At 64.9% G+C, this 18,994-nt stretch carries 17 protein-coding genes and 1 pseudogene; 7 read left to right on the top strand and 11 right to left on the bottom strand.

Features of this window, described 5'->3' with window-relative positions:
• Positions 1-23: 23 nt before the first annotated feature.
• From A5636_RS23060 to A5636_RS23050, 3 genes are read right to left on the bottom strand one after another with little or no spacing between them, the layout of a single operon-like run.
• Entirely contained in the window at positions 24-353 is a 330-nt protein-coding gene (locus A5636_RS23060) for a hypothetical protein (RefSeq protein ID WP_065160952.1), read from the bottom strand.
• A 1-nt stretch (position 354) separates the two neighbouring features.
• On the bottom strand, positions 355-2,697 hold the full coding sequence (locus tag A5636_RS23055; RefSeq protein WP_065160951.1) for a CaiB/BaiF CoA-transferase family protein: 2,343 nt from the start codon (positions 2,695-2,697) through the stop codon (positions 355-357).
• A gap of 2 nt (positions 2,698-2,699) precedes the next feature.
• The gene (locus A5636_RS23050; protein WP_065160970.1) at positions 2,700-4,049 is read right to left on the bottom strand and encodes an amidohydrolase family protein; all 1,350 of its coding nucleotides are present in this window, start codon (positions 4,047-4,049) and stop codon (positions 2,700-2,702) included.
• 220 nt (positions 4,050-4,269) lie between these two features.
• Between A5636_RS23050 and A5636_RS23045 the strand changes: the two genes are divergently transcribed.
• Positions 4,270-5,247: a LacI family DNA-binding transcriptional regulator gene (locus tag A5636_RS23045; RefSeq protein ID WP_065160969.1), complete on the top strand. Its 978-nt coding sequence runs from the start codon at positions 4,270-4,272 to the stop codon at positions 5,245-5,247.
• 84 nt (positions 5,248-5,331) lie between these two features.
• Complete coding sequence (locus A5636_RS23040; RefSeq protein ID WP_065160950.1) at positions 5,332-6,786, top strand: aldehyde dehydrogenase family protein; 1,455 nt, start codon at positions 5,332-5,334, stop codon at positions 6,784-6,786.
• 21 nt (positions 6,787-6,807) lie between these two features.
• Here the strand turns inward: A5636_RS23040 and A5636_RS23035 are convergent, their stop codons facing one another.
• From A5636_RS23035 to A5636_RS23025, 3 genes are read right to left on the bottom strand one after another with little or no spacing between them, the layout of a single operon-like run.
• Positions 6,808-7,221, bottom strand: coding sequence for a Zn-ribbon domain-containing OB-fold protein (locus tag A5636_RS23035; protein WP_065160949.1), 414 nt, complete (start codon positions 7,219-7,221; stop codon positions 6,808-6,810).
• A gap of 11 nt (positions 7,222-7,232) precedes the next feature.
• A complete protein-coding gene (locus tag A5636_RS23030) occupies positions 7,233-8,441 on the bottom strand; it encodes a thiolase family protein (protein WP_065160948.1) in 1,209 nt (402 codons plus the stop codon).
• Positions 8,442-8,458: 17 nt separating this feature from the next.
• A complete protein-coding gene (locus tag A5636_RS23025; RefSeq protein WP_065160947.1) occupies positions 8,459-10,678 on the bottom strand; it encodes an acyl-CoA dehydrogenase in 2,220 nt (739 codons plus the stop codon).
• 144 nt (positions 10,679-10,822) lie between these two features.
• Between A5636_RS23025 and A5636_RS23020 the strand changes: the two genes are divergently transcribed.
• Positions 10,823-11,410, top strand: a complete 588-nt coding sequence (locus A5636_RS23020) for a TetR/AcrR family transcriptional regulator (RefSeq protein WP_065160946.1) — start codon at positions 10,823-10,825, stop codon at positions 11,408-11,410.
• Here the strand turns inward: A5636_RS23020 and A5636_RS27970 are convergent.
• Positions 11,348-11,527 (bottom strand): annotated as a pseudogene (locus tag A5636_RS27970) (hypothetical protein); the annotation flags it as partial. The gene A5636_RS23020 and the pseudogene A5636_RS27970 overlap by 63 nt on opposite strands.
• Before the next feature lie 120 nt (positions 11,528-11,647).
• Here A5636_RS27970 and A5636_RS23015 point away from each other — a divergent pair.
• The 3 genes from A5636_RS23015 to A5636_RS23005 all read left to right on the top strand — a co-directional run bounded on the left by A5636_RS23015 (position 11,648) and on the right by A5636_RS23005 (position 14,480).
• Positions 11,648-12,028 (top strand): hypothetical protein, encoded by a 381-nt coding sequence (locus A5636_RS23015; protein ID WP_065160968.1) that lies wholly within the window; start codon positions 11,648-11,650, stop codon positions 12,026-12,028.
• Positions 12,029-12,231: 203 nt separating this feature from the next.
• Complete coding sequence (locus A5636_RS23010) at positions 12,232-13,539, top strand: acyltransferase family protein (protein ID WP_065160945.1); 1,308 nt, start codon at positions 12,232-12,234, stop codon at positions 13,537-13,539.
• Positions 13,539-14,480, top strand: coding sequence for an alpha/beta hydrolase family esterase (locus tag A5636_RS23005; protein ID WP_065160944.1), 942 nt, complete (start codon positions 13,539-13,541; stop codon positions 14,478-14,480). Before A5636_RS23010 ends, A5636_RS23005 begins: the two co-directional genes overlap by 1 nt.
• Positions 14,481-14,491: 11 nt before the next feature.
• On the opposite strand, the gene A5636_RS23000 is transcribed toward A5636_RS23005, so the two are convergent.
• From A5636_RS23000 to A5636_RS22985, 4 genes are all read right to left on the bottom strand, one after another.
• Positions 14,492-15,046, bottom strand: a complete 555-nt coding sequence (locus tag A5636_RS23000; protein ID WP_065160943.1) for a cytochrome b — start codon at positions 15,044-15,046, stop codon at positions 14,492-14,494.
• Positions 15,046-16,140 (bottom strand): catalase family peroxidase, encoded by a 1,095-nt coding sequence (locus A5636_RS22995; RefSeq protein ID WP_253900677.1) that lies wholly within the window; start codon positions 16,138-16,140, stop codon positions 15,046-15,048. Before A5636_RS22995 ends, A5636_RS23000 begins: the two co-directional genes overlap by 1 nt.
• 153 nt (positions 16,141-16,293) lie before the next feature.
• Positions 16,294-17,286, bottom strand: a complete 993-nt coding sequence (locus tag A5636_RS22990; RefSeq protein WP_065160942.1) for an ATP-binding cassette domain-containing protein — start codon at positions 17,284-17,286, stop codon at positions 16,294-16,296.
• Positions 17,287-17,289: 3 nt separating this feature from the next.
• On the bottom strand, positions 17,290-18,339 hold the full coding sequence (locus A5636_RS22985) for an ABC transporter permease (protein WP_065160941.1): 1,050 nt from the start codon (positions 18,337-18,339) through the stop codon (positions 17,290-17,292).
• Positions 18,340-18,602: 263 nt separating this feature from the next.
• Between A5636_RS22985 and A5636_RS22980 the strand changes: the two genes are divergently transcribed.
• Positions 18,603-18,980: an STAS domain-containing protein gene (locus A5636_RS22980; protein ID WP_065160940.1), complete on the top strand. Its 378-nt coding sequence runs from the start codon at positions 18,603-18,605 to the stop codon at positions 18,978-18,980.
• Positions 18,981-18,994 lie beyond the last annotated feature (14 nt).

Below are 18,994 nucleotides of genomic sequence, written 5' to 3'. Positions count from 1 at the left end.
CCCTCCTCAACGTCTGGCGCGCTTTAATTTTCGTCAGCTACGACGCCGAGGTAGGTGCCCACGATGTCGTACCGTCGTTCGTCCCGCATGATGCTCCCGATAAGCCGGGCCCGCCCGTCGACTCGCGATGCGGGATCGGCGACGACATCGATTCGCACGTCCACCGGCCGCGCAGTCTGCGGGTCGGTGATTTCCACCACCATCACAACGGCCCGTTCGCTCTCATCCCATTCGACACCGGTAATTCGGTGCCGCGCAGTCAGTTCCATCACTACCGAGTCCTGGCGCAGCAGAAAGCGGACCGGCGCGCACAACTCCCCAGGGCGGGGCGGCACACACAGGGTTACTGCCATGTCACAACCCCGCCGGCCGGGGCGCAGTGATCCCGGCTGCCGTCAGAGCGGCCAATTGCGCTGAACCGTAACCCAGAACACCGGTCAGGACCTCAGTGGTGTGCTGACCGTACAGCGGAGCGACCCGGCGGATCCAGCCTCGCGGTTTGCCGACAAACGCAAAAGGCATGCCGGTACACAGAAACGAACCCGCTGCCGGATGGTCGACCCGTTCCCAGAAACCCCGGTGCCGCAGTTGCGGGTCGGTAAGCAAGTCGGCCGGTGGTTTCACCGGCGCGGCGGCCACGCCACCCGCACGCAAGGCCCTGACCGCGTCAGCCACCGTGCGGTTTGCCGCCCAGTCCGCGATCAGCTTGTCACGTTCGTCCGCTTGATCTCGCCAGCCGGCCTCGCCGTGCCCCAGGTCGGGCCGCCCGATCAGCCGAGCCAAGGAACCGCGGGCGGCGTCGTCCGTCGCGGCCAGCGCAACCCACTGATCGTGGCCCTGGCAGGAATAGATGCCCTGCGGGGCCGCGCCGGGGCCACGGTTACCGTTGCGGGCCAGTTCTACTCCGTTGCACGAGTATTCGACCAGCATCTCCGCCGATACGTTCAGCGCCGCCTCGGCCATGGTCGACTCGACATGCACACCAATCCCGTCGCGGTCCCGGATCACCAGTGCCGCCACGGCGGCGAAGGCCGCGTGCAGTCCAGCGATCGGGTCACACACGCCTCGCGGAATCAGGGGCGGCCCGTCGGCATGACCAGTCATCCATGCCATTCCGGTGGCCTGCTCCATGGTCTGCGCGAAACCTACCCGGTCGCGCCACGGCCCGTCGAGCCCGAAGGCCGGCATCCGGACCATCACGGCTCTCGAGTTGGTCGCGCGCACCGTCTCCCAATCCAGGCCGAAATTTTCCATCACGCGCGGCGAGAAGTTCTCGATGACGAGATCGCTTGCGGCAATGAGGTCAAGCGCCACCCTACGACCGGCATCGGTACCGAGTTCGATACTCGTCCCACGCTTATTGTTGTTGCTGCACAGAAAGACCGGACCCCATTCCCACCACTGATCCCAGGTCGGTGGGCGGCCTGCCGAGAACCGCATGCCGTCGGGTCGTCGCACCCCCTCAACCTTGACCACGTCGGCGCCGAGGGCACCGAGGAATTGCGTGGCGACTGGACCGGCCCAGAACGCGGTCAAGTCGGCGACTCGAATGTCGGACAACGGAAGCGCGTCGGCACAGCCAGGGTCGGGGCGCTCGGCCCGTGACGGCCATGCCGCCGTGCCGGTGTCGGCGCCGAGTTCCGGCACCTGTCCGGGCGGTCTGGTCGGGATCGCTTCGCCGCGGTACGGCACACGCGGTTGCAGGACACCGCGTGCGGACTCGACGAATACCTGCCGTTCCACGAAATGGTCGATCGTAGGCAACGTGGCCGGGGTGGCAATGGGCGCCACCGGGATTCGGAAGGCCACCGCGAGGTCGACGATCTCCTGAGTACTGCGCTGCTCTGTCCATTGCGTGACCATGCCCAGGAATTCGTCACGGCGGGCGATCCGCCCATCGATCGCCGCCAACTCGGGGTCGGCAATCAGATCGGCGCGCTCGATCAACACCAGAAAGTCCTGGAATTGTTGCGCGGTGATGGTGCAGAAACCCACCATGCCGTCGGCGGTGGGAACGATCGACGGTAATTCCAGACTGCGGGAATTGATCACGGAGTCCGCCCCCATCACGCTGGCCGACATCGCTGGCAGGCCGCCCATCGCGATCGCCATCGCCTCATACGTTGACACGTCGATGATTTCGCCGCGGCCGCACCGCGCGGCATGGCGCGCCGAAGCAGCGCCGACAGCGGCCGCGAAGGCGCCCGCCAGCCACTCGCCGAGCCGGCCACCCGCCTGCACCGGTTCGTCACCCGGCCAACCGCGACTGGCGATCGAGCCGGACAGCGCCTGCAGGATGAACTCGTTGGCGACCACTTGATCGTCGACATACGGACCCGTGGTTCCGAAGGGCGTCACCGCTACCACCACGGTTGCCGGGCCGGTCTGGGCCGCAAGGCTTTCCAGCGTCCACCCGTCGGTCAGATCGGTGAACACCACGTCGGATGCGGCCAGCAGGTTGGTGATCTGTGCGCGGTCATGGGCGACCACCGACCTCTTTCCCGCAGCCAGATAGTCGAACAGTGCCCCGGGCGGCCCGCCACCGGCTGACCACTTCCGCATCGAATCACCTTGTTTAGACTCGACTTTCACGACGTCAGCACCCGCATCGGTAAACATCTTGCCGGCATAACCCGCCGCGATCCCGTTGGACAGTTCAAGCACGCGCCAGCCTGCGAACGCCGGTTGAGGGGCCACGTTCAGTTGCCCAGGGCGGTCGCGCGCCCGGCGATTCCGGGGGCCTCCACGGTCACCGGCCCGGCACCCTGGGCTTGCAGGGCGAATTGAGTCATTCGCGTCCACGCGTCCCGGTCGCGCTGGCTGGCCTCGTGGCCGACATGGGTCACGACGTCGACGTCACCCGCCTGGCTGCGTAGCCGGCCGGCGCGCGCCTGTTCCTTGGGGATGTGCCGGAAGGGGTCGAAAGAGTAGGCGGCCATGGCGTTTTCGTGGGTGATCTTATTGATGACGGCATCGTCGAGGTGACCCATCGTCTCGATCACGTCCTCCGGCGCGAAGGGCCAGTTGCTGTCGGAATGCGGGAAATCAGACTCCCAGCACAACATGTCCTCGTTGAACCAGTTCATGTTCTGTACGCCGACCTTGTCGCTGATGAAGCAGGTGTAGAAGTGTCGCCGAAAGACATCGGCGGGTCCCGCGTAACCCTGCGGGAACTTGGCCAGCGTCCACCCCGAATGGCGTTGATAGACATGCTCGGCGCGCCACAGGAAGTACGGCATCCAGCCGACGTCACCCTCGGTGAGCGAGAACTTCAGCTTCGGGAAGTCAGCCCAGAACTCGGCCCAGATCAGCTCGGTGAAGGTGAACATGCTCATCATCGACGAGGCCGTCATCATCACGCTGGCCGGAGCGTCCATCGATACCATCGGTGAACGCGAGGCCGAGCCAACGTGGGTGCACAGCACAGTGTCGTTGTCGCACACCGCTTCGAACAGGGGATACCAGTACTTGGTGTGGATGCTGGGCATCTGCAGCGCTTCCGGATTCTCCGAGAACGTCACCGCGTGACAGCCCTTGTCCGCGAGTCGCTTTACCTCTTTGGCCGCTTCGGCCACGTCATAGAGCGGCAGGATGCCGCAGGGAATGAACCGGCCCGGGTAGGCGGCGCACCACTCGTCCACATGCCAGTCGTTGTAGGCCTTGATCATCACCAGGTTGACGTCGCGGTCAGGTCCCTGGTTGAGCACCTGCCCGGAGAAGCCGGTGAAGTTCGGAAAATTCAAGCCGGCCAGCTGCCCGCCCGCGTTCATATCGCGGACCCGCTCGTCGACATTGAAGCAGCCGGGCCGCATCTCGTCGTAGCGTGAGGCGTCGACGTTGTACATCTCGCGGGGTTTGCCCGCGACCGCATTCAACTCCATGTTCCGTCCGCGGATCTCCCCGTAATACCACTGCTGAATGCCGTCGGGTTCGACGACCACCCGGGGGGCGAGGTGTTTGTACTTTGCGGGCACATGCGCATCGAACATGTCCGCCGGCTCGGCGATGTGGTCGTCGACGCTGATCAGGATCAGATTGTTTTTGTCCATGGTCTGCACCCCGTTTCGCTGACTAGTAGACAATGGTTCCAATCGCAGTGTCAACGATGTAAGACCTGTTGTACGAGGTTGTGCGGCTTCTAGATACCGATAGTCCTCGTCTGGTGACGCACTATTAGTCGATCTGGATCGGCTGTGAGGCGTGCACCGCTCACCGCGATCCGGCTGGGCGTGCCACGATGAGGCATCACGGTGCCCGGAAGGTGACGAGTTGAGCACGGATAAAGGTGTGCGGCCCACCACCGCCGACGTGGCTCGCCTGGCGGACGTGTCGACCGCCACCGTCAGCTATGTCCTCAACAACGCCGAGGGCCGCCGGATCTCCGCACAGACCAGGGACGCGGTCAACCGCGCCGCGAAATTGCTCGGTTACCGCCCCAATCTGGCGGCGCGCAATTTGGCCCGCGGCAAGAGCGGCGTGGTGCTCTACGTCGTGCCGCACGTGGCGGTGGGTGACATGCCCATGCAAGCGGGGAGTCGGATGACCACCGAGCTGGCAAGGCTGGGTTTGCTGCAGGTGCAGATCTTCGAGACCGAGGACGACCATCACGTCGTCGACGCGATCGAGAATCTCGATCCGGTCGCGGTCACCAGCCTGTTCCCGCTCAGCGAGGCAGCTTCTCGCGCGGTGACAACCGCGGGCATCCCACTCGTCGAGATCGGAACGTTGCCGGCCCTCGGCGATCCTCACCTCGCGGTCGGTGAGATGCGCATCGCGCATCTGGTGGCGCGCGGCCACCGGCACATCGCCTTCGCCAATACCGGCATCGCCAAGTGGCGGGCGCTGGGCGAGTACTGGCTTGAAGGCGTCGCCCGCGCGGCCGAGTCGCGCGACCTGCCGCCCGTACCGGTCGCCGAGATCACCGTGGACAACGCCGCTGCGGTGGTCGCCGACTGGGTGCGCGCTGGGGTGACGGCGGTCTGTGCGCAGAGTGATGAGATCGCCTGCCTGGTGCTGTACGGCATGCACCTGGCCGGACTGCACTGCCCGACCGATCTCGCCGTCATGGGGGTCGACGCCAGCACCATGGGCATGGTCAGCACCCCGCCGTTGACTACGGTGCAGTTCGACCCGAATGCCGTCGCCGATGCCGCCATCGCCGCCGTTTACGAACGGCTGGGATACCCGGCCCCGCCGTCTCCCGACATCACCGACATCGCCCGGGTAGTCGTGCGCATGTCTACCTGAACCACCCGCTGTGCAACTCTGGACATTGCTTGGTTAAGCGCATAACCTCGCCATGACGAGGCAGATACTCAAGGAGGAGTACCGATGACGGTCCAGGCTGTTTTGGACGAAATCCGGGAGCGCCCGGGCACCGGTGAGGTTATTCCGATCATCGATCCCGCCACCGAAGAACAGATCACCGAGTTCACCGACTGCGGCACGGAAGCGGTCAACGACGCCGTCGCGCGGGCGAAGGAGTCGTCTGAGTCGGGCGTGTGGAAGCTGCTGCCCCCCAGCGAGCGGGCCAAGGTGCTGTGGAAAGTCGCCGACTTGATCGACGAGAACAAGGACATCCTGGCCGAATTGGAAGCGCTCAACGCCGGCATGCCGCCGGGTCAAGCCGAGATGATTGTCTCGGTGGGTTCCGAGTGGTTCCGGTACTACGCGGGATGGTGCACCAAGATCGAGGGCATCGCCGTGGACGTGAACGCGAGCGGGCTTACCGGCATTGACTCGCGCCTGCACGCCTACACGCTCAAGGAACCGTATGACGTTGTCGGACTGATCTTTCCGTGGAACGGTCCGGTGTTCAACTTCTGCGCCAAGCTCGCGCCGTCACTCGCGGCGGGCTGCAGCAGCGTTGTCAAGCCCGCTGAGGAGACTCCGCTGTCGGCGATCGTGCTGGAACGAATCCTGGCAGAAGCCGGCGTGCCGGACGGCGTCGCGAACATGGTGATCGGCTACGGCCACACCGCCGGTGCTGCAATCACCGCGCACCCCGACGTCGACAAGGTCGCGTTCACCGGATCGACCGAGGTCGGTAGGGCCATCGTGGCGGCCTCGGGCCAGAGCAACCTGAAGAAGATCACGCTGGAACTCGGCGGAAAGTCGCCGGTCGTCATCTTCGACGACGCCAATCTGGATCTGGCCACGGCCGTCGCATCCTTCGGCACCTTCATCCACTCCGGCCAGGCCTGCGTGTGCGGGTCGCGCATCTTCGCGCAGCGTGGCGTCTACGAGGAGGTCGTGCAGCGCGTCGCGGCGATGGGGAACAACCTGAAACTGGGCGGCCCCAAGGAAGACGGCGTCATGATCGGCCCGCTGATCAGCCAGAAGCAACTCTCCCGCGTACTGGGATATATCGACCAGGGCAAGTCCGACGGTGTCGAGGTCGTCACCGGTGGACACCGCCTGGATCGAACCGGATATTTCGTGCACCCGACCGTGCTGACCAACGTCTCGACCAGCAGCCGGCTCTTCCAAGAGGAGATCTTCGGGCCCGTGGTGACGATTCTTCCGTTCGAGGACGAAGACGAAGCGGTCGCATTGGCGAACGACAGCACCTACGGGCTGGCCGCCACCGCGTGGACCACAGACCTCGGTCGCGCACACCGGATTGCCAAGCGGCTCAAGGCCGGAACCGTCGGCCTGAACTGCCAGATGCAATTCGACCACTCCGTACCATTCGGCGGGTACAAGCAGTCCGGTTGGGGCTACGAGTCCGGCAAAGCGGGACTCGACGCATACCTGCAGACCAAAATCGTGTGGGCGCAGATGTGATCTTTTCCTGCGCGAGCAACGTCAGGCGGGCTCGTACCGCAGCATCGTGACGTCGTGCTCGGGGTAGTCGCAGAACACCGGCCGTACCCGCATGCCCACGCTTAGCCGATCGGGTTCGACATTGACCATCTCGGTGGAAAACCTTGGCCCCTCGTCCCATTCGACGATGGCCAGCAACTGCGGGACAGCATCGACGAAATGCGGGCTGACCGGCCGGCGTGCCACGGTATAGGAGTACAGCGTGCCCATCCCGGAGATCTCCCGCCATTCCAGGTCGTCGGCCAGCGTCCGCGGTGCCCGCACTCTCGGGTAGAAGACATAGGTCTGCGATGACGGGGAGTACTGAATGACGATGCGGTGCTGAGCCAGCGCATCCCAGAATGGCGCGGTGGTGGGTGTCTTGACCGGCATTGGCCGTTCGAAGCTGATCGCCATGGTTGTTCCCCTCAATCGCCTTGGAGAATGAGCGCCGTCTGCTCGGACAGGATTCCGCCATTGCCCGACACGAACGCCCGGTTGCAGTCGGCAACTTGAGCCGCACCGGCACGGCCCATGATCTGCCGTGTGGCGTCACACACGTGGTGCATACCGCCGGCCAATCCCGCTTGCCCGAAACCCAATTGGCCCCCGGCGGTGTTGAGAGGGAAATCCCCACGGAAAGTGAGGTCGTGCTCAGCGATGAAGTCCAGGCCCTTGCCCTTCTCGCAGAAGCCCGCGTCCTCCAGTGACAGCATCACGGTGATCGTGTAGCAGTCGTAGATCGAGACCATGTCCATCTGGTCGCGTGCCAGGTCCGTCATACCGAACGCGGTATCAGCGGCCGCCTTCATCGGGGTGTTCAGCAGATCGTCGGCATAGGTTGGAGTTTTGAACGGCACATGTTCGCCGAATCCCCGGATCCACACGGGCCGATGCCGGGATCGCCGCGCGAGATCGGCGTTGGCGACGACGACGGCGGCACCACCCACGCAGGGCATCACAATCTCCAGCATGTGCAGAGGATCGGCGATGACGGGGCTGGCGAGCACATCGTCGATGGTGAGGGGTTTGTGTCTCCAGATCGCGCCGTCCGTGTGGTTGGCGTTGACCCGTTGGTCGACAACAAGTTTCGCCATGGCCCGCTCGTCGTATCCGTAAACGGCCGCGTAGCGCTGTGCTACCTGGCCGTAGGGTCCGTTCTGGCCGAGGTTGCCGTAGGGGATCTCGAATTCTGCTTGCGGGGAGCCGTACTGGTTGCTCGACGAGCCGAAGAACATGGCGTCCACGATCGGTCTGGGCTTCTTCTTGGACGACGGCGTGATGTAGCGCGCCGGCAGCGCACACAGCACCGCGTCGCAGATGCCGAGTTCGATCGCGGCGGCGGCCCGCCACACCATGGCGGCGGCGCTGGCGCCCCCGAGGTCTACGAGCTCGGCGAATCGTGCTGGGACACCGAGATATTCGGCGATAGTCGAGGGGACGAAGATCTGTGACTCGGCCAGGTGTGATGCCACGATGCCGTCTACTACGTCACCGGTGAGGCCCGCATCCTCGAGTGCGCTTGCGGCCAGTTCGGCCCACTGTTCCAGCACGAAGGGCGCGGGCGAGGCCTTGTTGAGACGTTCGGGCGGCAATTCGACATACCCGACGATTGCGGCTTCTCCGCGTAATCCCATGTCGCTTCCTCGTTGTGTTATTTGCGGGGCAGGCCAAGGATCATCTGAGCGATGATGTTCAGCTGAATTTCCCTGGTCCCGCCGCCGATCAGCTCCGCGGGCAGGTGCAGGTACGGCTCGACGATGGGGGGGTCGGAGACCGCTACCATCGCCAGCCGGCCAGTCATCTGCAGCGTGGCCTCGAAAGTACGGCGCAGCAACACATTCATCGCAACCTTGGCAATGCTGGACGCCGGCCCAGACGGCTGGCCGTCGAGGAGGCGGATCGTCTCGCGCACACCGAGCGCCCGGATGGCGTTGGTGTAGGCGTCGAGTTCGCCAAGCGCACGCAGCGCGTCTTCGCGGTCCGGTCCGGCTTCCGAGGCGATTCGACGCAGGGCCGCGGCACGGTCGAACTTGACGTAACCGCTGATGGCCGAACGTTCTTCGGCCATGGTGGCAATGGCCAGATTCCAGCCGCCGACCGGGTCTCCCAGCAGCATGTCGTCGGGCACGAAGACATCGGTCAGGAATACCTCGTTGAAATGTGCCTCACCCGTCGCGGTCTTGATCGGTTGGATCTCGATGCCGGGGGTGCGCATATCGAGGATGAAGTAACCGATGCCGCGGTGCTTGCTGGCCGCCGGATCGGTGCGAGCCAGCAGCGCACCGTAGTCGGCCCGCTGGGCCACCGACGTCCAGATCTTGTGTCCGTTGATATTCCAGCCGTCCTCGACCTTGGTGGCGCGAGTGGTCAGCGCGGCCAGATCGGAACCCGCGGCAGGTTCGCTGAACAGCTGGCACCACGCGATCTCACCGCGCTGGGTCGGCGGTATCAGCTTCTCCTGCAGATCTTCGGGTGCGGCACGGAGCACCGAGGGCAAGATCCACTCGGCGATGCCCAGCGACGGGCGGACGAGTTCCGGGCGCTTGGCGAATTCGTCGTCGATGATGAGCTGGCGCAGCGGACCGGCGTCCAAGCCCCATGGTGGCGGCCAGTGCGGCGCGATCAACCCCGCGTCGGCGATCAGTGTGCGTTGCGGCCCCGTCTTGAAGTCTTCGTAATCACCCTGTCGTCCAGGTTGGTCGTTGCGCAATTGCAGTGCCGCGTCCAATTTTTGGGCCACCCAGGAGCGGAATTCCGAGTCTGCGTCGCCCAAGTTGACCGACATGTCACGTTGCTGCGTGCAGGTCAGCCGCCCCAGCCGGCGTGCCCAGCGGTTCGCGTGGCCGATTGATGCCGCCAGGCTGATCGCCCGCCGCCAGTACAGATGCACATCGTGTTCCCAGGTGAAGCCGATGGCACCGAACATGGTCAGCGCGTCCAGCACCAGGTCGGGCACCGGCGAGATGGCTATAACCGCCGCGCCGGCCGCAGCAATCCGGTGCTGGTCCAGCGATTCGTCCTGGGCGCGCACCGCATCCCACGCCGCCGCGGTGGCCAACTCGCTGTTGATCAGCAGCATCGCCGCGCTGTGCTGCAGCGCCTGGAAGGTGCCGATGACCTTGCCGAACTGCTCGCGGATGCGCAGGTGCGCCGTGACCGCTTCGACACACCACTGGGTGATGCCGGCCGTCGTAGCGGCCACTAGCCCGACGACGACGCATTCGGCCCGCTCGGGATCGATGCCGGTCAGTACCTCGTCGGTGCGGTGGTCAGCCAGGCGCAGTCGACCGACGTCGGTCACGATGTCGGTGCCCTCGACCGATTCGATTGTGGCCGTGCGCTTTCCGGGATCCACGCTGACCCATACCAGGTCGTCGTCCGGGTTACGGGCCGCGACCAGGATCACCTCGGCCGAACACGCTCCCGCGGTGACGTCCGATGCGCCGGAGACCAGCCAATGGTCACCGTCGGGCCGGGCGTGGAAGTGGCCGTTGCCGGGTAGTACCACCAAGGCGGGCCTACCGGCGGCCAACCCGCTCAACAGCGCTTCCCTGGCCGGTGTCGGATCTGCTTGCAGCGCAACAGCACCCGCCGCCACCGTCGGCAGCAACGGACCGGGTAGCAACGCCTTTGCCGCGGCTTCCAGCACACATGCGCTGTCGATCAGTTGCCCGCCCTGCCCGCCAACGTCCTCCGGTAGATGGACGGCGTGGAAGCCGTTGGCCACCAGCGCATCCCACCAAGCGGGAAGCTCCCCGCGGGCCAGCGCGCCGAAGCTCTCTCGCGTCGCGGCGACCGGAGCGTGGCGGGCGGCGAACTGCCCGACTGCATCGCTCAGTTCCTGCTGCTCGGCGGTCAGTCCCAGGGTCACCGGCGTGCCCGTTCGGAAAGCCGCCCGAATGTGCTGCGCTTCGCCCCCACGGACTGCTATCCTTTCGACCTCACAAGACGAACCGTCTCGTCTTGTGGCAGAGTAACAAGCCTGCCGCCAGGAAGTCGAACGGGACCACCCCTGATGCCATCGGAACTCACTGAGACGAGCACCCCTCGTCGCCGCAGCCAGAAGTCGCGCACGGCCATCGTGACCGCCACGCGTGAGTTGCTGCTCGAGCGGGGCTTCGACGGCTTGACCATCGAGGCGGTGGCGGCCAGAGCCGGGGTGGGCAAGCAGACCATCTACCGCTGGTGGCGCAGCCGCCCCGCACTCGTCGCCGATGTGATGCTGGAAGACGCCGACAGGATCCTGGCGACGATGAACCACACTGACGACCTTGCAGCGGACGTCGTCGAATGGGTGGGCAAGCTCGTCGCGAGTCTGACCACGGCCAGAGGTTCGGCGATGTTGCGAACCTTGACTGTGGCCGGCATGGAGCATGAGGACACGGCCGTCAAGCTGCGCACCGGATTCAGCAAACCGCTGCATGACAGTGTCCGGACACGTCTGATCGCCGACGACATCGAGACCAAGGTTGCCGAGTCCGCGGCGGACGCAATCGTCGGCGGCGTGGTTTACCCGATTCTGTCCGACGCCCAAAGGTACTCACGCGAGCGAGCCGAGTTGACCACCCGCATCATCGTCGAGGCGCTCACTCGATCGAGATGACGGCCAGTCCGCCACCCATTCGGGTAACGATCCACCATGGCTCAGCCAGTCATCCAGCGCGATACGGGTGGCGGCCATCGCCAAAGCGCCGATCAGTCGCGGCCGGGGATCTTGTGGGCCAGACCGGAGCGCTTCGGGGTCCCCACCGAGCGGCTGCGGTGAGAAGTCCGAAATCCGCCGGAAATTCGGGTCGAGTTATCTCCAAAAAACGTGACGAACAACATAGACTTCGGCCTTGTGACGACCCCGTCGAACCCTTGGGGCGACGAACGACGCAGACTCTCGCACCAGCTGCAGATGCGAGGTCAGATTCTTGGCCGCGGGCAGGCGCGTCGGCTGAGTCGGCGCTTCGCGGGCGTGGGCGTGGACATCCCGCCGAAGCGCCTTCAGCAATTGGCGATCGGTTCACCCGTAGCGGACCAAGAAATGACTGACGTCAACTTCGCGCTCATCGCCACTCACTACAATCTCGAGAAGAAGAGCGCGAAAGTCGCACATGTACAACGGCGTTGCAGACATGCCGTGTTATGTGCGGGCTTGATTCTGGTAGCGCTGAACTTTCTTTTCTGCATCGCCTACCTTTTCTTCACCCTGACCCAACAAGCTGCACCGATGTAATAGGCGCGGTTTGGCGTCAGGTTGCTGAGGCGGGAGCCGATCGAATGCCGGGTAGCGGCGCCGGAATTTCTGACGGCCGGGGCGGCCGCCGAAATGCAGCACCTCCGGGCTGGCCGGTGCCGGAGGACTCGCGTAGCTATACGTGGGCAGGACGAGTAGAACTACGCAGGCGTAGCCCCGCCGCGAACGGCGATGCTGCTTGAATGACCACACTGATGGGGTTTCCTAGCCCTACTGAATTGGCCGCGCGCACGCCCGCCGACCGCGACCGCGCAATCGACGTCATCCGGATCACCGCCCTGCTCGGCGTGGTGATCGGCCACACCGTAATGGCAATCAGCACCATCCGCGGCGGCGTGCTCATCTGGGACAACCTGCTCACTACGTCAACGGTCTTTCAGGCTTTGACCTGGATTTTCCAGATCATGCCGCTGTTCTTCTTCGCCGGCACCGCGGCATGCCTGACATCGTGGCATCCCGGCACCAACTGGGGCGGGTGGCTGATGAAGCGCTGCACCCGGCTCTTCCGGCCAGTGTTCTACTACCTCGCCTTCTGGGCGGTCGCACTGACCGCGCTGTATCCGGTACTTCCGGAACATGTCTACGAGCCCGTCGCCGGCATCAGCATTCAGCTGCTGTGGTTCCTCGGCGTCTACGTGGCGGTACTCGCCGTGATCCCGGCGCTGTACCGCATTACCACCCCCGCCCGTCTGGCCGCCGGCGTCATCGGCGTCTACGCGATGGTCGCCGTCATCGACGCCATCCGGTTGCACTGGTCCGACGCGGCGTCACTCGGCTACCTCAATCTCGCGGCCTGGGTGATCCCGGGGATGTTCGGGGTCGCCTACCGGCGCGGACTACTGACCCGGCGGGCAGCGCTGGTCATTGCGGCGGTGCTGTTGGGGGTAGACGTAGCGCTGGTGCAGTGGGGGCCCTATGAACTGAGTCTGGTGGGCATCGAGGGTCAGCACCTGCCGAACATGAGTCCCCCTTCGCTGCTGCTGGCAGGGCATGCAATCGTGTTGAGCGCGTTGGCAATCGCCGCGGCCCCCGCAATCAACCGGTGGGCGCGGCGACCGCGGGTGTGGTGGTTGACCGCGATCGGCAACTCCGGCGCGATGACCCTGTACCTCTGGCACATGCCCGCACTGCTGGCCGTGCACGTGCTTTTCGACACCTTCGGGCACCCTCGCTACCCGGGCCAGCCGGATTTCCTCATGATTACCTTTGAGCAGCTCGTCATCATGATCGCCGCGGTGGCAGTGCTTTTCGTGACGTTGCGTCCGTTGGAGAACGATCCGCTGCCAGGGTGGGACGGCGTCGGGCCCGTCACCTCAACCGGGCGCGGCACGGTGGTCGGCGTACTGCTCTGCGTGGCGGGAGCGGCGATCCTCGCCGCGGTCAAATGGGGCCTCAAAGACGAGGGCCTGGCGTGCGTCTCGGTGATGCTCGCCGCGTTGCTGAGCGCCCGTATCTTGGCCGGGGTTCGACCTGCTGTCACTATGGGCTGATGGCATCGCTAGGTGCTCGGGCCCGCGCCGCGTTGGTGGTTGCCGTGCTAGCCGCTTTGCTGGTGGGGTGCCCCGGCAATCGGCATGCTGTTGGATCTCCAGAGGGCCAGACAATTCCGGCCGGGCAGTCCTCGCAGAGCATCGAGTGGGCCGGTAGTAGCAGGACGTTTCACCTGTACCGCCCGCAGGGCTTGACCGGGGCGGCACCGTTGGTGGTGATGCTGCACGGCGGATTCGGCAACGGTGCCCAAGCCGAACACTCCTACCATTGGGACCGCGAGGCGGACAGAGGAAACTTCCTGGTCGCTTATCCGGACGGCCAGGGGCGGGCCTGGAACGCCGGTTCATGCTGTGGGAATCCCGCGCACTCCCAAATCGACGACGTCGGCTTCATCACCGCCACGGTTCGCGTGATCGGAAAACAGACCGCCATCGACCCGGCGCGCGTGTATGTCACAGGCATGTCAAATGGAGCCATGATGTCGCTCCGATTAGCCTGTGACACCGACATATTCGCCGCTGTCGCTCCGGTTGCGGGCACTATGGTGACCAATTGTTCGCGGGCACGACCGACCTCCGTGCTGCAAATCCACGGTACCGCCGATGCCAGCGTGCCTTACAACGGCGGACCCGGTAAGACGTTGAAATCTGACGGCAGCCCGCGGGTCGACGGTCCACCGGTGCCGATGGTGACCGCCGCCTGGCGCGCCATCGACAGGTGCCCGGCACCGAGTTCGACCGCCTCCGGTGTGGTCACCACCGAAACGGCCGCCTGTCCGGAAGGCCGCACAGTGCAGTTGATTTCGGTCGCCGACGCCGGCCATCAATGGCCTGGCGGTGTACGCGGACCCGTCTTGGACCGGCTCGGCCTACCGGAGCTCTCGACAGCACTCGATGCCACCGACACCATCTGGCAGTTCTTTGCCCAGCACCACCGTTGACAGGGTGGGACTCAGTGACGCCTGCTGGGCCACAACGCCATTCGGTCAATGATCCCGTCGCGCAGGACCAGCGTGTGGAACAGCACCGCGCAGACATGGGCGGTGAAGGTCAGGAACAGCAGAAAAGCGAAGACACCGTGGCATTCGCGCAGCACGGCGTACACGTCGATGTTGGCCGGAGCGATACCCGGCAGTTCAAACGGCCCCAACGACACGACGGGCGACCTTGCCGCCGATAGCATCGCCCACCCGGTCAGTGGCTGGACGATCAGCAGGGCGTACAGCAGGTATTCCGACCACGAAGCGACACGGCGTTCGAGCGGTCCCATGGTCGCCAGAAAAGGCGGCAGCGTGTGGGTGAGCCGATTGATCAGCCGTATCACAGCGAAGATCAGGATCAGCACCCCTAGCGGACGGTGAATCTTCAGCAGCACCGGGTAATACGTCAGTGACGCGATCATCGTCACGCCGATTACGAGTTGGGCGATCACCATCGGCGCCATCAACCAATGCAGAATCCGCGACGCCATAGCGAAACGTGGTGCACTGCTCGCTGATTCGGCCATCAAACGCGCACCTCGCTCGGCGACTTGCGTTCTTCGGCACGACGGGTGAACGACCGCGCGTACACCCCGGCCCGGGCGGCCGGCAGCGGATCGTCGGATAACGCCATGCCGTCCGGCAACACCGTCGGGTCGAAGTTGACGTCACGAGCATTGCCGGGTGCTTCGGTCTGCACCGCCGTGATGGTGAGGAGCCCCGCGTCGATGGTGCGACGCGAAGGCGGCCACGGCTTGGTGGCGTCATGGGTCGGGTCGCCGGACTCCCCGACCGTCAGCAGCAGGCGCCACCGCAGCGGTCGCCGCGCTGCCGTGCGGATGAGTTCGTCGAAAAGGTAGTCCTTGCCGGGCGAGGGCGCCTGACCAGCCGACGCATCAACCGGCAACAACGACCAACGCACCGCGACCGTCGCACCAGCCTCGTTGGTGAAGCGAAACGCGTTCAACCCGTGGTACGCGCTGTCAGCGAAGCCGGCGCTGGGCGGTGTCTGTTTGATGATCTTCATAGCCGCAGCGGTTTCCGGATGCCGCTCCATGAAGTCCGCCATCCGCTGCGGGTCCGGCTTTCCAGTGTCCGGGTTCGGCTTGGAAGCCAGGAGTCGCTCGAAGAACCCCTCCGGGGTGCTGTCGGTGAAGACGGGCAGGTTGACCATTGCGGTGCGCCATTGCTTTCCGTCGGGCGGCTGGAACGCCAGCCCCAACCCGCGGACCGTGTCAGGCTTGTCGGATTGATCGGGCAAACCACCGCCCAATGAGAAGCGGCCGACCACCGGGACCGTCCCGCTGCGCAATACCGAAGCTCGGCAGATTGCCGCACCGGCTCCGTTGCTCTCGAAAGTCCCTGCCGCACTGAGGCCTTTGGCGTGGTTGCGACGAAAACCCTGATGTCGGCCGTACACCTGCTCGAAGCGATCGGCGAATCGTTCCGGTGTCAACGCGTCGGGTCGCAACCAAGCTCCCGCACACGCGAACGCACCCACGTCCACCGCGGCGAAACCTGCCACGGCGCTCAGCCCCAGCAGCGCGCCACGCCTGCTCAGCGCTGCGCGCCAGGATGGAGCGGGTTTGTCCTCGGTGAAATCGTCATCCCCCGGCTCCATACCCACCGTCCTTCCCGCGCGAACAGACACAGTGTCGGCGACACCAGTCCAATCCGCATGACGAGGAGACGGTCAGATCCGTTCAACCCGACTATTCGTCGGCGGGTTCGAATTGTTCGGGTCGTCGTTCGCCCGTAGTTGGCGCAGTGACTTTCAGTCCTCGCCCAGCTCGCGATGCTCGATCATATGGCGCACGCCACCCATGCCCAGGCGTCCGCGGAAGGCCTGTGCTGTGTAACCGACGACGGTGGCGTCGGTCCGGGCGCGAGCCGTCGCCGAACGCGGCATGTGAAAGAGCACGCCCATTTCACCGAAATAGTCCCCGGGACCGGCTACCTTGATCAATTCCTCACCGCCGTCGGCCATTTCGTGAACCAGGTCGAACTCCCCCTCTTTGACCACATAGATGAGTTCGCCCATGGTGCTCTGTTCGAACAACACCTCGCCGGCTTTGAGCTCGAATGTCTCCGGCGGCCGGTTACTGTCCACGAAATTCGGCGTCAATTCGACGACCCGGTCGGCCATCGGCAGCATCCGGCCGTCGTGGGTCGCCACGACCACCACCCGGTCCCCGTCGGCGAGTTCGCGAATCAAGCGCAGCACCTCCTCGACTTGGATGAAGTCGAGGTGGGCGGTCGGTTCGTCGGCCAGGATCAAGGGCGGATCCAGCGCGATCGCGCGCGCGACGGCCACCCGCTGCTGTTGACCGCCGCTCAGGTCGCCGGGGCGATGCTTCATCCGGTCGCCGAGGCTGACCCGCTCCAGGAGTTCGGTGGCACGCTGACGGGAATCCTTGAGGGACATGCCGGCCGCCCGCAGCGGAACCATGACGTTCTCCTGCGCGGTGAGGCTGGGCACCAGATTGAACGCCTGAAAGACAATCCCCACCTTGTCGCGGCGGTACCTGGCCAGATCAGCGCCGTCCAGGGAGGTGATGTCGAGGTCGTCGAACTTGATGGCGCCCGACTTCGGCCGCAGGATGCCACCGAGGCAGGACAGCAACGTCGTCTTCCCGCAACCGCTGGATCCGAGCAGGATCACCAGTGAGCCGGCCGCCACGTCGAGGTTCAACCCGTTGATGGGCCGCAGGGCGTAGCCGCCGCTGTAGTACTCGACGACCAGATTCTGAATGCTGAGATCGCCCACTGGTTACGGACCTCCGAACGCGAGTGCGGGATCGATGGCTACCACGCGCCTCAGACCAGCGAGGCTGGCCAACAGGCCGATCACTATCGCGACCACCGGCAGTAAGACGTATGCCTGCATGGGCACCGCGACGACCATCGGGAACAACGGCGCCAACAACATGGACAGCAGTAAACCCACTGCCGCCGCGAACAGTGAGACGATGAGTGCCTGTAGCGCGAGACCCGCGAGGATCGAGCGGTTCGACGTGCCGATCGCCTTGAACACCGCGAAGTCGCGCACCCGCTCCAGCGCGGACAGGTAGACGACCGAACCGACGATCAAAACCGCCACGATCCACAGCAGTATCGCCACGATCGTGATGGAGGTGACCGCTACATGCAGGGGCCGGATCAAGTCGTCGACGGCACCGGTTCGGTCGTAGGTGCGGTAGCCATCGGGTAGCGATTGGGGCGTGCCTTTGACACCGATCGAGGTGACCATCGGCTGACCGTTGTAGGCCACCCGTTGCAGTCCCTCGGTCGTCAGAAAGATGTTGGGGATTTTCGCCAGCGCGGTCGAGCGCGGCACGATGCCGACGATGCGGAGGGTATGCGCGCCGACCTGCAGGGTGTCGCCGATCCGCCGGCCCAGGACGCTGGACGCTGCGACCTCGTCCGGTCTGGCCGGCACCCGGCCCTCTGAGACCTGCGGCATCCCCGGCCCGCGCTCTGGGGCGCCGAATGCCGTGACATTGCGCGTCGACGACCCTTCTCGCATGATCGTGCCGACGCAGCCCAACGGCGCGGCCGCCGATACCCCGGGCCCGGACCGCACCCGGGCCAGGTCAACGTCGGGGAACGGGGTCGACCCCAGGAATGGCCCGGCGGAACCGTCCTTGACCACAAAAGCGTCGACACCGAGCGAATCGACGGTCTGCCGCGCTTCCACTCGAAAGCCATTCGCCAGGCCGCTCATCACCAGCGTCATGCCGAAGATCAGTCCGGTACTGACAATGGCGATAACAAGGCGCCGTTTTCGCCATTGCATATCGCGCAGCGCGGCAAAGAGCATTCTTCGACGCTACCAACGTGCACAAGTCCCTGACCGGATTGCGCCGGCTCAGAGGTCCCGTTTGCGCTGGCGCATTGGTATCGGTGACGACGGCGGTTGTGAGGGTTTAGCTCGTGTGGCTTAAGATCGGTGTCTGCTAGCTCCCGCAGCGCTGTATTCGGTGCGCATATCGGTGGCGGTGCTCGGCGGGTTGAATCAACAGCCCTGGCTTGGCGTGGTTGTCTGAAAGCAGTGTTTCCCGCAAGGACGGATTTGGATAAAGCATGGTCGATCAACCCGGCGATCCGGTGAATAGAGCCTCTTTCGAGGTAGAACAGCACGAAAGAGACGGGGCCGTGGTGCTGGCCGTTTCCGGCGAAGTGGACATGCTCAGCGCCCCGCAGTTAGCCGAGGCGATAACGACCGCGTTGGCCGTCAAGCCCGCTGCCCTGATTGTGGACCTGAGCAAGGTGGAGTTCTTGGCCTCGGCCGGCCTGAGCGTTTTGGTCAACGGGCAAGCCGAGGTCGTGCCGCCCACGAAGTTCGCGGTAGTCGCCGACGGACCTGCCACCAGTCGCCCGATCAAACTGATGGGTATCGACAGCCTGCTTTCGCTGCACCGCACCCTCGACAACGCGCTGAGCTGGATCGCTGGTGCGTAAGACCGCTCGGACCC

Source organism: Mycobacterium asiaticum (assembly GCF_001673315.1).
GTDB classification, from domain to species: domain Bacteria; phylum Actinomycetota; class Actinomycetes; order Mycobacteriales; family Mycobacteriaceae; genus Mycobacterium; species Mycobacterium asiaticum_B.
The sequence above is the reverse complement of the archived record's forward strand: the minus strand, read 5'-3'. Positions and strand labels throughout refer to the sequence as shown.